This is a genomic window from Sphingomonas phyllosphaerae (assembly GCA_036946405.1).
GTDB lineage: Bacteria > Pseudomonadota > Alphaproteobacteria > Sphingomonadales > Sphingomonadaceae > Sphingomonas > Sphingomonas phyllosphaerae_D.
Genome location: JAQIJC010000001.1, coordinates 299,853 through 313,966, shown reverse-complemented (window position 1 = coordinate 313,966; position 14,114 = coordinate 299,853). Strand labels below are relative to the sequence as shown.

Below are 14,114 nucleotides of genomic sequence, written 5' to 3'. Positions count from 1 at the left end.
GCGTCGTCCCGGATCGAGGCAATCGGGCTATTTCGTCGAACGCAGGTGTTCGGCCAGCCGCAGCGTTTGCGCGAGCAAGGTCAGCGTCGGGTTGGCGAAGCTGGACGTTGGAAAGCTCGCGGCGCCCGCGATGAACACGCCGCGCGTGCCGAACAGCTCGGCGTTGGCGTCGCAGACCCCGCTGGCCGAACCGTCGGCCATGCGCGCGGTGCCGATATGGTGACCGCCGACCGGCACCGGATGATCGCTCCACGCCTGTGCCTCCGCGTCGGTCAGCGTGATCGTCGCGTGGCCGCTGCAATTCACCGCCGCCGCGATCACGCGCACGCCCGCCACCATGCGCGCGCGATCGGCGGCGGTGCAGCGCCAGTCGATGATCGCGCGGCGCATCCCGGCGCCGTCGCGCTCCTGCCCGAGCGTGATGCGGCTGTCGCGACAGGGTTCCTGCTCGCCGTTGAGGTCGAGCGGGTAGACGCCGTGCGGCGCGTCGAGCAGCACGCTGGGCAGCTTGCGGCGCGCGAGAATGCGGCGGCGCGTCCAGTCGAGCGCGAACCCCGCCAGCCGGGGCGATCCCAGCAACACGTTGCGGACATGCGCGGCATGGAACGCCATCGAGCGACCGCCCAGCCGCCTGCGCGCATCATGTTCCAGCGCGGTCATCTTGCGCGCATATTCGGGGACAATGCTGTTCTTGGCGAGGTACATCGCCGACAGCACCGGATGGCGGTGCGCGGGGTCGACGATGCCGGCGTGCGTCGGGCGCAGCACCATGTTCGCGAGCCGCTCGCGCCGCTGCGCCGCGGGCGACAGCCACAGATAGCGGCGGCAATAGACGCCGTCGTGCGCGCGGAAATAGTCGAAGCGGTCATGCCCTGCCGGCGGGTGGAAGGCGATCGTGCCGAGCGTGCCTTCCAGATGGCATTGATAATAGCGGCCGACCAGATCGTGTTCGTTGCCGAGCCCGCAGAGGCGCGCCTCGTCGCTGGCGAGCAGCAGCCGCGCGGTTTCGATCCCGCCCGCGGCGATGACGACGCGCGGTGCGGCGACCGTGACGTTCGCGCCATCGGGCAGGCGGAGGCGGACGCCGCTGGCGATTGCGCCCTCGCTCGCGGTGAGGATCTGGTCGACCGGGGCGTTGGTAAGGACGCGCACCCGCGGCGCGGCGGCCAGCCGCCCGCGATACCAGCCGCCGAAATCGATCGGGTGGCTGAAGCGTTCGATGCGCTCGGTGATCGCGTCCGCGCCGGTGCCGGGCAGCGCGGGATCGGCCTCGCGCGGATTGGCGGCAGCGGCGGTCATGTCGGGCGCGCCTGCCCCGGCGAGCGCCAGCGCCTGTGGGTAGAAGCGCGCGATGTCGTCATACGCGATCGGCCAGCGCGCGGCGGGCATCCAGTCGCGCGGCTCGAAGTCGATCGGATCGAACGGAATGCAGCGCCCGCCCCAGATCGCGCTGGTGCCGCCGAACTGGCGGCGGCGGTACAGCTCGCCAGGCGCGTGCGTCGGCGGTGCGACCGCTTGTGCGCGGAGGAAATCCTGCGCGGCCTTGTCGAACCGGTCGCCGCCCGCCTCGACCAGCACCACGTCCCAGCCGGAATCCGCCAGCGTCAGCGCGAGCGTGATCCCGGCGGGACCGGCGCCGACGATCACCAGATCGGCCTGAAGACGCGGCGGCAGCCCGGCGCGCCGCGCATCGAGGATCATCGCGCCGTGCCGCGCGCTATCGCGGCGAGCGCGCGCAAATGCTCGGGCTTGCCGGTGCCGACGATCGTGCAGTCGACGCTCGGATGCACGAGCGCGCGCGCCACCGCCTGTGTCGGGATCAACCCGGGTTGCCGCGTCACCACCTCGCGCGCGAGCACCAGATGCCCGCGCTTGCGAATGGTTTCGGCGCGCGCGCCAAGCGTGGTCAGCACCGTCCACGGCAGTTCGAGCACGTCATAGCCGGGCTGGTCGAGCGCGGCTTCGAGCGTCGCGAGATCGTCGCACGAGACGCCGATCCGCAACGCCTTGCCGGCGGCGCGCGCCGCGACCAGCGCCAGTGCCAGCTCGGCATCGGCGGCGACATGCGCGGGCGGGCTGTGGAGCAGGAACGCCTCGACGCGATCGGTGCGCAGCCGCCTGAGCGATGCCTCGAGGCTGGCGACGACGGCGCGCGGCCGCCAGTCGGCGTGCATCGCGCTGCTGCGATGCGCCGTGACCACGCTGCCGGTGCCGCCGCGCCGCGACAGGATCGCGCGGACCAGCGGCTTGGCCGTGCGCAGCAGGCGATATCGGGCGGCGAAGGTCTGCCCGCCCTTGGTGACGACGAACGCCGCGTCGCGTCGCCCGGCGATCGCGCGGCCGATGATCCGTTCGCTATCCCCCTGGCCATAGATGCTGGCGGTATCGAGGACGGTGACGCCGAGGTCGAGCGCGATGCGGACCAGCCGCTCGCTGTCGGCAGCGGGAGCGGGGTTGGCGAACGAACCGAACCTGCTGCCGCCGAGCCCGAGGCGCGAGACGGCGGTCATCGCAGCGCGATCCGGCTGGTGCGCTCCCGGCTGCGCCCGCCGGGCAGCGCCGTCGCGACGATCACTTCCAGACCGCTCCGCCGCATGCGCGGATATAGGCGGCGGTCCGGCGCGCAATCGGCGCGCGCCGCGGCCGGTCGGCGCGGCGGTGCCACGCAAGAAACGCGCGCACCGCGCCGATGACGCTGACATGGCCGCGCTGGCGCAGCAGCAGATAGGGCGTGAAAAGCGCGGCGTTCACCAACACCTCCGGGAAAGGCATCCGAAGGTAGCTGATGATATATTTGTTCGCCAGCCGTTGCGTCTGAACCCGCTTGCGCGCGTCGCGCCCGGCGGGATGTTCGAGTTCCTCGCACGCGATCGCCGGATCGTAGCGGATCCGCCAGCCGGCATCGATGATCCGGTACGACAGTTCGATCTCCTCCAGACCGTAGAAGAAGTCCGGCAGGAAGCCGCCGACCTCGCGCAGGCAGGCGGTGCGGAACGCGACGCATCCGCCGACGAAGCGGAAGGTGAGAAACGGCCGCGTCAGGTCGATGTCCTTGCGGGTGTGCGGGATCAGGTCGACGCGCCGCCGCGTCTCGCCACGGACGTGCTTGCGCACCGTGATCGCGCCGAGCCGCTGGTCGTCGGCGAAGCGCGCGGCGAACAGATCGAGCATGTCCGGCGTCTCGACCAGCACGTCGTCGTCGAGCAGCACGATGACGTCGCCGCGTGCGGCGTCGAACCCGAGGTTGCGTGCGGAAACGCCCTTGTTGCCGCCAGCGAAGAGATATTGCCGGTGCGGAAAGCGGTCGAGCAGCGCCGCGCGTCCGCTGCGTGTCTCGTTGTTGTCGACGAGGATCACTTCGTAATCGTCGCGCGGGCCGAGGCAGTCGTGGAGCCGCGCCAGCGTGTCGGCGAGGACCGGGTCGCGCGCGTAGGTGAGCACGACGATGGAGAAGCGGATCGTCATGATCGTGGCGAGGCGGCGGGGCAGCGACGCAGCGCGTGGCGCTCGGCGAGGGCGAGCAGCCCGATAGTGGCGAGCTGGCTGATCGCGATCGCGGCCGTCATGCCGGCGATGCCGTACGGGATGACCAGCACCAGCGCGGCGAGCGTCACCAGCGCGGTCGCGGCGCGTGTCGCGAACAGCAGGCGGCTGGCGCGCAACACGATCAGCAGCGTCTCCGACGGCTGGTTGAGGCAGAACAGGAAGAAGGCCGCGCAGAGCCATCGCACGTCGGTTTCGGCCCCGGCGTAGCGCCCGTCGAAGACGAGCGCGATCAGCGGCGGTGCGACGAGCGCGATCGTCGCCAGATAGCCGCCGGTCAGCACGATCAGCGTGCGGCGCGTCGTGCCGATCGCGTGGCGCAATCCCGTGCCGCCGTGTTCGGCAAGGGCGGCGGCGGCGCGCGGCTTGTCGGTCGAGTCGATCGCCGAAACGATGCTGACCGCCGGGTTGGTGAGCGTGCGCGCCGCGGTGAACACGGCGGCCGCTTCCGGTCCGAGCAAGGCACCGATCAGGATCACGACGGTGGCGGTGCTGTAGACGGCATAGGGGAAGATGTTGAGCGCGAGCCAGCCCGCGAACCGGCGGTGCGGTACGAAGCGCTGCCACGCGCGTGTCGCGGCGGGGGCGGCGGGGCGGAGCAGCAGGAGGGCGCAGAGCGTGGCCAGTGTCGCGGCGCCGCCCCAGGCCAGCGCGCCCGCGACCGCATCGGTGCGGGTGGTGGCTGCGACGGCGGTGCTGCCGATCAGCGCGACGAAGAAGGTCGCGGAGACGAGCGCCGCCAGCCACGCACGCTCCTGCTTGTAGAACCAGCGGCGTACGAAATCGGCGGCGAGCAGGGGCGGGGTGATCGCGGCGCCGAGCAACAGCGGTTCGGCCAGCCAGCGCTGCGCGGGCAGCGCGATGTGCAAGAGCCCCGCGATCACGGCCAGCGCGGCTGCGAGCAGCAGCGCGGCGGCGAGGCTCAGCCACCACCAGTCGGAATGATAGCGATGGTCGTCGTGCGGGCGATGTTCGGTGACGTACGGAAGGGTGATGAGCGAGCGGTGGAAGCCGGCGACGACGTAATAAGCGCCGATCGCAACCCCGACCGCGCCGAACGCGTCGGCGCGCAAATGACGGCCGAGGATGGCGCTCGCGATGATGCTGGCCAGCCCCTGCAAGCCCTGATCGGTCAGCGCGAACAGGCGGGCCAGCCGCCGATCGCGAAGCCGTGCCGTCAGGCGCCGGGAGCGGGAAGGGAGCATCGCGCCGGTGCGCCGTTCCGGTGCGGTCACGCCTTTGCGTAATAATCCTTCATGTAATCGGCGTAATAGGATGGATCGCCGAACCCCGCTTGCGCCTGTACCTTGAGGTCGACCATCGTCAGCGCGACGCCGGTGACACCCACGCCGACCGAGCTGATCTGATGCAGCGCGGCGCGCGCCGCCCGCGCCGGGGTGGCGCGCCAGCGGACCAGCAGCGCGAGCGCATCGAAATGCTGCGCGAGCACGCGGGTGTCGGCGACCGCGAGCACCGGGGCGGTGTCGACGACGATATGGTCGTAGCGGCGGCGCAATTCGGCGAGCAGGGCGGCGAATTCGGGGGTTTCGAACAGGTGCGGCGAGGTGCCGACGGTCGCGGCGAGCGGCAGCACGTCGAGTCCGGTCGCTTCCTCGCGCACGAGCACGTCATCGAGCGCCGCGGTGCCGGCCAGCGCTTCGCCGAGCCCGGCGCGGGCCTGCGGGGCGAGCGTGACCGACACCGAGCGGCGGCGCAGGTCGGTATCGAGCAGCAAGGTGCGCGAACCGCCGGTGGCGAGCACGCGCGCGACAGAGGTCGAGGTCGTCGTCTTGCCTTCCTTGGGCAGCGCCGAGGTGATGCCGAGGATCTTGCCGCCGTGCGCCGACGATGCGCTGAAGCTGAGGCTGGTCGCGATGTTGCGATACGCCTCGGTATAGGCGGACAGCGGGTGGAGCAACGTCGCCGCCGCCGCGTCGCCGGTGCGCGGCTTGTCGATCGCGCTGGCCGGGGTCGGCACGCTGTTGAAATAATCGACCCCGAGCATCGTCTCGATATCGTCGACGGTGTCGAGGCCCTGCACCCAGCGTTCGCGGACATAGGCGATCGCCAGCCCGATCGCGAGCCCGAGCACCGCGCCCAGGAACAGCAACACCGGGACGTTCGGCGAGCTGGGGGTCAGCGGCAGCGACGCGGGGGCCGCGATCCGGCTGTCCGGGCGGACGATCGCCTGCTGGGCATTCTGTTGCGTGCTGGTGTTGAGCAATTGCTGATAGGCGTCGCGCGCGTTCTGCGCGGCGCGTTGCAGATCGGCGAGTTCGACCGAGGCGCGGACATTGTTCGCCAGCCGTGCCTGCGCGGCGGCGAGGCTCGCCTCGAGCGAGGCGGTGGTCGATCCCGCCGCCTGCGAGGCGTTGCCGGCCGACCGCGACAGGTCGCGCATCTCGCGGCTCAGCTGTGCGTCGATCGCGTCTAGCTCCTTGCGGGCGTCGGCCAGCGCCGGATAGCGCTCCCCGTAGCGCGACTCGAGCGCGGCGACTTTCGCCGCCGCCTGCGCGCGCTGCTGGCGCAGCGACGCCAGCGCCACCGTGCTGTACGGGCTGTTGGTGCCGCCGCCGACGATCGTCGCACCGCTGGCGAGGCTGCGCGCGCGCGCCGCGGCTTCTTCGGCGCGCGCCGCCGCCAGCGCGTTGCGGATCGAGGCGATCTCCTGCTCGGCGGTGGCCGAATCGGGCAGGCCGAGCAGGTTGTTGCGCACGCGGAAGGCGGCGACCGCGGCGTCGGCCTGCTCTACCTTGCGGCGCAACGCGTCGAGCTGTCCGGCAAGGCGCGCGTCGACGTCCCTGAACTCGGACATCTTGGCTTCGAGGTTTTCGGCCATGAACGCCTGCGCAAAGGCGTTCGCGACCTGCATCGCCTTGAGCGGGTTCCGGTCGGTATAGCCGACTTCGAACAGCGAGGTGGTGCCGATGCGCGCGGCATTGAGATTGGTGAGCAACGCGCCTGCGATCGCCTGCTTGCCCGTGGCGGCATCGGTCACCAGCGACCTGGCGGCGGCCTGCAGTTCGGGGTCGCGGTCGAGCTTGAGCTGGTCGACGACGCGGGTGGCGACCGCCAGCGACTTCATCGTCTGCACCTCGGCGTCGATCTTCGCGTCGCGGGCCAGATCCGACAGTTGCGGCTGCGGTGCACCGGCGACCGCGCCCTGTGGCGTATATTCGAGCTGGGCGACGGCGGTGTAGCGGCGGGGCAGGATCTTGCCGATCCCGGCCGCGACCACCACCATCCCGACGATGCACGCGACCAGGACCGGCAGGTGACGCTTCAGGCGCGAGAAGAGCCCCGCCAGATCCTGGCGCTCGTCGATCCGCACGTTGGTCACATCCGCCATCATCTTCCCCTTTCGTGTGCCCTTGCCGCCGCCTAGCGCCGCAACGTCATGCTCAGCCCGGCGCGGACCTCGCGGAAGCGTTGCCCGATCTGCGCACCACGGCTGGCGCGATCGGAAATGTCGAGCGAGGGCGTCAGCACCACCGAGCGGTTGAGCGTGTACAGCGCGCTCGCGCCGGCATGGAGCAGCGTGTCGCCACGGTCGATGCGCGCGAAATCGTCGTGCTCGACATCGGCGCGCGCGATCAGGATCAGGTTGCGCAGCAGTTCGTGGTCGACCTCGGCCGCCAGTCGCAGCGCGACATAGCCCGGCGACCCGGTGACCACCGCATCACGGACGTCGCGGCGCGCCGCCAGGCTGATCGTGGTCAGCGCGGTGGCGAGATAGTCGACCTGCGCGTCGATCGCGAGCCCGGTGAGGTTGGTGGTCCCGGCGGTGCGGTAATGCCGCGTGAGCCAGCCGAGGCCCAGCCGCGTCCGGACCAGCGGCGTGAGATCGAACGCCGCGCCGCCGATCACGCGCAGCTCGTCTCCGCTGCGGTCGAAATCGACCCGCGCCACCTTGTAGTCGTGAAGCGTGTAGACGCCTTGCACGAACAGCGAGGTGACCTGCGACACCCCATAATCGGCGCGCGCGGTCAGCCGGGTCGCGGTGCGATCGAGATAATCCTGATCGATCCGCGTGCCGTCGCGCGCGCGCGTATCACTATAGTTCAGTCGCGTGACGTTGACGTCGCCGACCAGCTGTACGCGGTTGACCGCATAGCTGCCGCGCAGCGACGCGACCTGGCGGTCAAGCGGGACAGAGGCGGCGGCGAAGCGCGGGAAGTCGCCCGACAATTGGCTGATGTAGAGCCGATCGGCATTCACCGCCGCGCGCACGGTCGAAGAGCCGGCGATGTCGAGCCGGCTCTCGACACCGACATCGTAGCCGTCCTCGTCCTTGATCGGATAGGCGAGATAGCGCCGCAGCGTGCCGCGCACATGGCCGAGCAGTTGATGGCGGGACCAGTCGCTGCGCGCATCGAGCCGCGGCGCGAGCGTCGCAAAACCGTCGGACAGCGCTGAGTCGGTTGCACCGAAGACGTTGCTGGTGGCGTTCGCAGCCAGATCGACGGCCGGGAAGACGATGAACCCGCCGGCACGAACGCCCGCGACGTCGCGTTCCGGATGCGGGCGTTGCAGCACCGTGACCCGGTCGGTCAGCGGCAGGTCGAACGCGATGCCGGTGTCGAGCACCGAGCGGGCGGTCTGCGCCGGGGCGGCAGGCGCGAGCGTGACGAACGTCGAGGCCACGGCCAGCAGCCGTACCACGCCGGTGTGCGACCGGCGCCGGCGACGATCGGAAGCAGGCGACACGCAGGCCACCGCCGCTGTCAGAAGAAGCGCTCGGCGAAGCGGATCGTGTCACCCGGGCGCACGGCCAACCCGGGCGTCGCTTCCACCCTGACCTCGCCATCGCCGGTTTCCGCGCGGATGAAGACGTATCTCTTCTGCGCGCGATAGGTATGGCCGCCCGCCAGCGCGACCGCACCGTCGAGCGTCAGGCCGGTCTGATAAGGATATTGCCCGGGCTTGTTGACCTCGCCGAGGATATAGAAGGGGCGATAGGTGACGATCGCGCCGGTCACGCTGGGAGTGCGGAGGAACCCGTCGGCCAGCCGGTCGCGGATCAGCGCGCTGATCGCGCCGATCGTCATCCCCTGTGCCTTGATCGTGCCCGCCAGCGGCACCTCGATCGTGCCGTCGAGATTGATCGCATAGGTACGGGTGAGATCGGGCTCGCCAAAGACCGCGATCGCGATCTGGTCACCGACGCCCAGGCGATAGGTATCATCGACCGGCGCTGCCCGCTCGCGCCCCAATGCGGACGCGGATTGCAATGGCAGATCGCCGCCACGACCGGCGCAACTTGTCGAAAGCGCCAGCGCCGACAGCAAAATCGCCAGCCTCGTCATAGTGATAGTTCCCTGCGCCTTTGCTGCACCTGCGAAATTGCCGACTTCCTAAGTGATGACACTGCAAATGCAAGTGACGTTTGAGGGTCCATCCATCGGACGTGTGTCATTTTGCGGATAGGTCATGACGCAATTTGGCGATCGTCACGCAGAAAGTAGCAGCGTCAAACGAAAGCCTGCCGTTATGTGCCGCGCGGGGCCGGCAAGATGCGACAATGATCTGGGTGTATGCCACTGCTGCTGTTCTGATGCTGCTGCTCGCGGCGCATCCATTCATTATATACCCGATAACACTCCGCTTTTTTCGCCATCGCGCGGTCGCGCGTCCGCCTGATCGTGATGCCGTCCGGCCATCACTGGCGATCTGCATGTCGGCGTATAACGAATCGCGCTCGATCCGGCGGCGACTGGAGCAATTGATCGAGGCGGCGGATGCCTATGGCAACGCCACGATCCATGTCTACGCCGACGGGCCGGACGACGGCACGATCGACATCCTGCGTGAGTTCGCGGATCGGATCGACCTGGTGATCTCCTACGATCGCAACGGCAAGACATTCGGGATGAACCAGCTCGTGCGACGCTCGACGTCCGAGCTGTTGATGTTCACCGACGCCAACGTCCTGCACGGCCGCGACGTGATCGCGCCGCTGGTCGCGCCGTTCGCCGACCCGTCGGTCGGATGCAGCAGCGCGCGGCTGGTGTACAGCAACGCCGCGGACAGCCCGGCGGCGGCGACCGGGGCGGCCTATTGGCGCGCCGAGGAAGCCATCAAGGCGATCGAGAGCAGGACGATCGGCTTGATCGGGGTCGATGGCGCGATGTTCGTGGTGCGTCGCGACCTCCATCGCCCGCCACCGCCGCACCTGATCGACGATCTCTATGTGAGCCTGGGGGTGCTGACGCAGGGCAAGCGCGTCATCAGCGTGCCCGAGGTGCTTGTGTACGAACGCAGTGCGATCGCGGCGGAGGAAGAGCTGTTGCGCAAGCGGCGGATCGCCTGTCAGGCGATCAACGTCCACCGGGCGTTGTGGCCGCAATTGCGCCGGCTGCCATGGCCGGCGCTGTACGGCTATGTCTCGCACCGGGTCCTCAAATGGATGACGCCGTTCCTGTTGGCGAGCGCCGCGCTGTTCGCCTTGCCCGTGGCGGTGGCGATTCTGGGCGGCGGAACGGTCCTGTCGCTGCTCTTTGATGGCGTGATCGTGCTGGCGGTGGGCAACCGGTTGCGGATCGCGATCGCGTCGAAGATCGTGGCGGCGTTGCTGAGCCTGCTGGGCGTCGCACTGGGCGTGATCGATTCTTCCTGGCGCGCGCGGACCTATGTGGTGTGGCAACCCGCGGAATCGGTGCGCAATTAGAGCGCGACGCGTTGCCGTTTACCGTTCGCGGCTTTAGGAGGCGGTGCAGCATGACGGCGCCGACCCCGGCGCGAACCGAGGGATGACAGCATGAGCGGCCGCACCGATCCGATCCTGGTCACCGGCACCGCCGGCTTCATCGGCCATGCCGTCGCGCACCGGCTGCTCGACCGCGGCGAACGCGTGATCGGCGTCGACATCGTCAACGATTATTACGATCCCACGCTGAAGGAAGCGCGGCTCGCGACCTTCCAAGGGCGCAACACCTTTGCATTCCACCGCGCCGACATCGCCGATGCCGAGACGATGGCGACGATTGTCCGCGAGGAAGGCGTGCGCCGGGTCGTCCATCTCGCCGCGCAGGCAGGGGTGCGCTACAGCCTCGAAAATCCGTTCGCCTATGAGCGGTCGAACCTCGCCGGGCATTTGTCGATCATGGAGGCGTGCCGCCACGCCGAGGGGTTCGAGCATCTCGTCTATGCCAGCTCCAGCTCGGTCTATGGTGACAAGCCGATGGGTGGCGAGGGCTTCACCGAGGACGAGGCGGCGGTCGATCCGGTGTCGCTCTACGCCGCGACCAAGCGCGCGTGCGAGCTGATGAGCCAGTCCTATGCGAAGCTGTATGGCTTTCCGCAGACCGGCCTGCGCTTCTTCACCGTCTATGGCCCATGGGGGCGGCCGGACATGGCCTATTTCTCGTTCACGCAGAAGATCATGCGGGGCGAGGCCATCGAGGTTTACGGTGAAGGCAAGATGGCGCGCGACTTCACCTATATCGACGATATCGTCGATGGGATCGTCGGTGCGCTCGACCATCCCCCCGAAGCGGGCGGGCACCGCGTGCTCAACATCGGTGACAGCCATCCGGTCGGGCTGATGGAAATGATCGAGGCGCTGGAAGACGCGGTGGGGCAGAAGGCCGAGAAGGTAATGCGGCCGATGCAGCCCGGTGACGTGACGGCGACCTATGCCGACGTGTCGAAGCTGCACGCACTGACCGGCTATCAGCCCAAGGTGATGCTGCGCGAGGGGCTGCAGCGATTCGCGCAATGGTATCGCGGCTATTACGGCCCGAACGCCTGACGGCGTTGGTGTCGTCCCGGGGCGAGCCCGGGACGATGCGACCGCCGCTCAGCGGTACATCGTGATCCGGAACAGCTCGCCGGGCGCGCCGGTGAGGCCGATCTCGAACGCGACCCAGCGGATCGCGAAGGCGAGCGCGATCAGGGCGGCGGTGGCGAGCACGTCCTGACGGATGAACGTGACCTTCAGGCGCGCCTGCCCGATTGACAGGCAGGCATAGCGCATCATTTCCGCCAGCACGGTTGTCACCGCCGCGGCGGCGATGCCGTAGCGCATCAGACCGATCGGCAGCAGCACCGCAAGCCCGACCAGCTTCGCCGCGCTGCCGAAGGCGCTGTAATGCGGCTTGCGCAGGCCCAGCATCAGATTCTCGTTCAGCGTGCTGAGGATCATCAGCCACGCCGCCAGCGACACCCAGGGGATCAGCTGCGCGGCGCTGTGATACCGCACGTCGTAGATGCGGATGATCAGGTCGGACAAGGCGATCACCCCGGCGATCATGACCATCGTCGCGGCCTGGAACTGCATGCGGCGGTGCGCCAGCTTGCGTTGCAGCTCGACCCCGCGGGCGGTGGCGGCGGCCACGCTGGGAAAGATGATCTCCGCGCCCAGCTTGACGCTGAATTGCGCGAAAACGTCCGACAGGGTGCGCGCGATGCCGTAGATGCCGAGCGCGGCGAAGCTGACGTATTTGGCGAGGATCAGCCGGTCGAAGTTGAGCGCCAGGAAGAAGACGATCGACGAGATGAACACCCATTTGCCGAAGCCGAGGATCTCGCGCACATAGCCCCAGTCGATCAACAACCGATGCCTGATCTCCGGCTTGACGAAGTAGGACAGGACGATCTGGGTCAGCGACGCCAGCAGGCTGCCGATCAGCAGCCCCCAGATATCGGGGCGCGCCCATGACGCCCCGATCAACAACAGGTTCGCGATGAAGCAGATGGCGACCTCGAACATCGACGTGCGGTCGATCGCCAGTTCCTTGACCGCCAGCGGCTGACCGATCGAGACGAACCCGGTCATTAACAGGAAGAGCGCCATGAACGGCAGGATCTTGTGGAGCGTCGGATCGCCGTAGAAATGGCTGATGACCGGCTGTAGCAGCAAGGCGATCAGGGCGAGCGCGACGCCGCGGATCACCTGAATCGTCCAGGCGGTGTTGTAGAAGCGCGGATCGGTGGCGTTCGGGCTGCTGATGACGTTCTGCCCGATGCCGATATCGGTGAACAGCTCCAGCCCGACCCGCAGCGATGTCAGCAGGGTCATGATCCCGAACAGCTCGGGCGCGAGCAGCCGCGTGAGGACCAGATTGGTGCCGAAGCGCATCCCCTGCACGACGATATAGCCGGACGTCGCCCAGCCGAGCCGGGCCAGCAGCGCTTCGGGCACGTGAATCCGTGCCATCATCCGGGCGCGCAGCGTTGGGGAGTCGGCCATGAAGTCGTGGATATCCATCGATAATGAGGGTCGGCGCGGCTAATCACGCCGGGATGTGCGCCGCAACCGCAAACGCGCGGCCGGCGCAACGGGCAGCTCTAGCGCGCCGCCACTGCCTGCCCCGCGTGCGTCGGCGCACCCGGTCGCGGCGGGATCGGGACCAGCCGGCGCGGCGTCGTCCAGGCGAACGGTGCCGTCGGCTTCATCATGCGGCGTCCGCCCAGCACACCGCTGTTGCAGGATTTGAGCGCGTCGAGACAATCGGCGGTCCACATCGCCATGACGTCGTCGTCCCATGCACCGAACCAGTCGGCGTGGAAGGTCGAACCCGCCGGCATCCGCGCCATGCCGGGCATCTCGTCCGACGACAGATACCAGGTGTCGGCACGCTGCGCATCGACGGTGTACCACGAGCCGAGCGTGAAAGACGGCACCACATAGGGATGCGTCGACGGGCAGCGCAGATAGCCCCAGGAACCGTAGCTGGGGTTCGCCATGTGCTCGCGGTGGTTGGGACTGTCGAGCCGTGTGCCGTCCCAGCACCCCGGCGCATTGACGATCGCGCCCAAGCGGTTCCCGGCGGGGCAATTCGCCGCCGCCTCGGTGATCGTCTTGTAGCGGCCGGGCTTCGCGGTCGGGCCGGTGCAATCGAAATAGCTGCCGCCGGTCGGGGTCGTGCCGGTCACCATATCGTAGCCGAAGATGAAGCGCAGTCCGCGGGGCAGCGCGACGCATTCCTTGCCCTGACGGCGGCACTCGGCGCTGTCCTTCGGCAAGCGCTTGTAATAGACCGAGACATAATCCGGACGCACGACATGGCCGCGGCCGTCGAGCATCGCCGGCATCCAATAGGCCGAGCGATTCAGGATGTTGACGCAGGTGCTGTCGCCGGTCGTGCGCAGGCTGCGATACGTACTGTTCGCATTCGCTCCGGTGTTGCCGAAGAACTGGTGCAAGTGGCTCTTGCCCGGCTGGTTCGGATAGACGATCGGATCGTCGTAGCTGATCTGTCCCGGTTCGCACATGAAACGGAACGCGCCGACCGTGTCCGGCGCGGCGGTCCCGGGCGGTTCGTCGATCGGCTGGATCAACGTCGCCGGCCTGACGCTCGACGGGATCGAGGGCGGTACGTCGAGCACGTCGCCGCCCAGCTCGGGACGGACCAAATCGCCGTGCGGACTGCCGACGCCATGCGCGATGTGCTGCTTTCCGCCGGCCTTCGCCTGGTCGGGTCCGCGCAACTCATAGGCCGTCTCGTCGGCGCGCAGCAGCGTGCGCTGCGCCGGAGTCGCGGCGGCGCAGCCGAGCAGCGACACGGCGATGATCAGGCGGCGGTACACGATCGGTCTCCAGCAGGCCGGGGCCTTATAGGGGACACGCG

General features: G+C 68.6%; 11 protein-coding genes. 2 read left to right on the top strand and 9 right to left on the bottom strand.

The features are described 5' to 3' along the window. Positions 1 to 27: 27 nt before the first annotated feature. From PGN12_01410 to PGN12_01380, 7 genes are all read right to left on the bottom strand, one after another. Positions 28 to 1,701 (bottom strand): FAD-dependent oxidoreductase, encoded by a 1,674-nt coding sequence (locus tag PGN12_01410; protein MEH3102551.1) that lies wholly within the window; start codon positions 1,699 to 1,701, stop codon positions 28 to 30. After that, positions 1,698 to 2,510 carry an aldo/keto reductase gene (locus PGN12_01405; protein MEH3102550.1) on the bottom strand — a complete coding sequence of 271 codons (813 nt, stop codon included), beginning with the start codon at positions 2,508 to 2,510 and terminating at the stop codon, positions 1,698 to 1,700. The genes PGN12_01410 and PGN12_01405 overlap by 4 nt, the downstream gene beginning before the upstream one ends. A gap of 61 nt (positions 2,511 to 2,571) precedes the next feature. Then, positions 2,572 to 3,465 carry a glycosyltransferase gene (locus PGN12_01400; GenBank protein MEH3102549.1) on the bottom strand — a complete coding sequence of 298 codons (894 nt, stop codon included), beginning with the start codon at positions 3,463 to 3,465 and terminating at the stop codon, positions 2,572 to 2,574. Further along, the gene (locus tag PGN12_01395) at positions 3,462 to 4,778 is read right to left on the bottom strand and encodes a hypothetical protein (GenBank protein ID MEH3102548.1); all 1,317 of its coding nucleotides are present in this window, start codon (positions 4,776 to 4,778) and stop codon (positions 3,462 to 3,464) included. The genes PGN12_01400 and PGN12_01395 overlap by 4 nt, the downstream gene beginning before the upstream one ends. Continuing rightward, positions 4,775 to 6,892 carry a polysaccharide biosynthesis tyrosine autokinase gene (locus PGN12_01390; GenBank protein MEH3102547.1) on the bottom strand — a complete coding sequence of 706 codons (2,118 nt, stop codon included), beginning with the start codon at positions 6,890 to 6,892 and terminating at the stop codon, positions 4,775 to 4,777. Before PGN12_01390 ends, PGN12_01395 begins: the two co-directional genes overlap by 4 nt. A gap of 32 nt (positions 6,893 to 6,924) precedes the next feature. After that, positions 6,925 to 8,205, bottom strand: coding sequence for an outer membrane beta-barrel protein (locus PGN12_01385; GenBank protein ID MEH3102546.1), 1,281 nt, complete (start codon positions 8,203 to 8,205; stop codon positions 6,925 to 6,927). A 62-nt stretch (positions 8,206 to 8,267) separates the two neighbouring features. Next, positions 8,268 to 8,849, bottom strand: coding sequence for a polysaccharide export protein (locus PGN12_01380; protein ID MEH3102545.1), 582 nt, complete (start codon positions 8,847 to 8,849; stop codon positions 8,268 to 8,270). Between the two features lie 248 nt (positions 8,850 to 9,097). Between PGN12_01380 and PGN12_01375 the strand changes: the two genes are divergently transcribed. Both PGN12_01375 and PGN12_01370 read left to right on the top strand, forming a co-directional pair. Next, on the top strand, positions 9,098 to 10,210 hold the full coding sequence (locus PGN12_01375; GenBank protein ID MEH3102544.1) for a glycosyltransferase: 1,113 nt from the start codon (positions 9,098 to 9,100) through the stop codon (positions 10,208 to 10,210). Positions 10,211 to 10,300: 90 nt separating this feature from the next. Further along, positions 10,301 to 11,293 (top strand): NAD-dependent epimerase/dehydratase family protein, encoded by a 993-nt coding sequence (locus PGN12_01370; GenBank protein MEH3102543.1) that lies wholly within the window; start codon positions 10,301 to 10,303, stop codon positions 11,291 to 11,293. Between the two features lie 48 nt (positions 11,294 to 11,341). Here PGN12_01370 and PGN12_01365 read toward each other — a convergent pair whose 3' ends face one another. Together PGN12_01365 and PGN12_01360 are read right to left on the bottom strand one after the other, a co-directional pair. After that, entirely contained in the window at positions 11,342 to 12,733 is a 1,392-nt protein-coding gene (locus PGN12_01365; protein MEH3102542.1) for an oligosaccharide flippase family protein, read from the bottom strand. 98 nt (positions 12,734 to 12,831) lie between these two features. Further along, positions 12,832 to 14,073, bottom strand: a complete 1,242-nt coding sequence (locus PGN12_01360) for a DUF1996 domain-containing protein (GenBank protein ID MEH3102541.1) — start codon at positions 14,071 to 14,073, stop codon at positions 12,832 to 12,834. Between the last annotated feature and the right edge of the window lie 41 nt (positions 14,074 to 14,114).

What these genes read in the sequence shown, in the direction of transcription:
- PGN12_01410 (MEH3102551.1), bottom strand. Translation starts at nt 1,701, where the DNA reads ATGATCCTCGATGCGCGGCGCGCCGGGCTGCCGCCGCGTCTTCAGGCC.
- PGN12_01400 (MEH3102549.1), bottom strand. Translation starts at nt 3,465, where the DNA reads ATGACGATCCGCTTCTCCATCGTCGTGCTCACCTACGCGCGCGACCCG.
- PGN12_01405 (MEH3102550.1), bottom strand. Translation starts at nt 2,510, where the DNA reads ATGACCGCCGTCTCGCGCCTCGGGCTCGGCGGCAGCAGGTTCGGTTCG.
- PGN12_01380 (MEH3102545.1), bottom strand. Translation starts at nt 8,849, where the DNA reads ATGACGAGGCTGGCGATTTTGCTGTCGGCGCTGGCGCTTTCGACAAGT.
- PGN12_01375 (MEH3102544.1), top strand. Translation starts at nt 9,098, where the DNA reads ATGCTGCTGCTCGCGGCGCATCCATTCATTATATACCCGATAACACTC.
- PGN12_01370 (MEH3102543.1), top strand. Translation starts at nt 10,301, where the DNA reads ATGAGCGGCCGCACCGATCCGATCCTGGTCACCGGCACCGCCGGCTTC.
- PGN12_01390 (MEH3102547.1), bottom strand. Translation starts at nt 6,892, where the DNA reads ATGGCGGATGTGACCAACGTGCGGATCGACGAGCGCCAGGATCTGGCG.
- PGN12_01365 (MEH3102542.1), bottom strand. Translation starts at nt 12,733, where the DNA reads ATGGCCGACTCCCCAACGCTGCGCGCCCGGATGATGGCACGGATTCAC.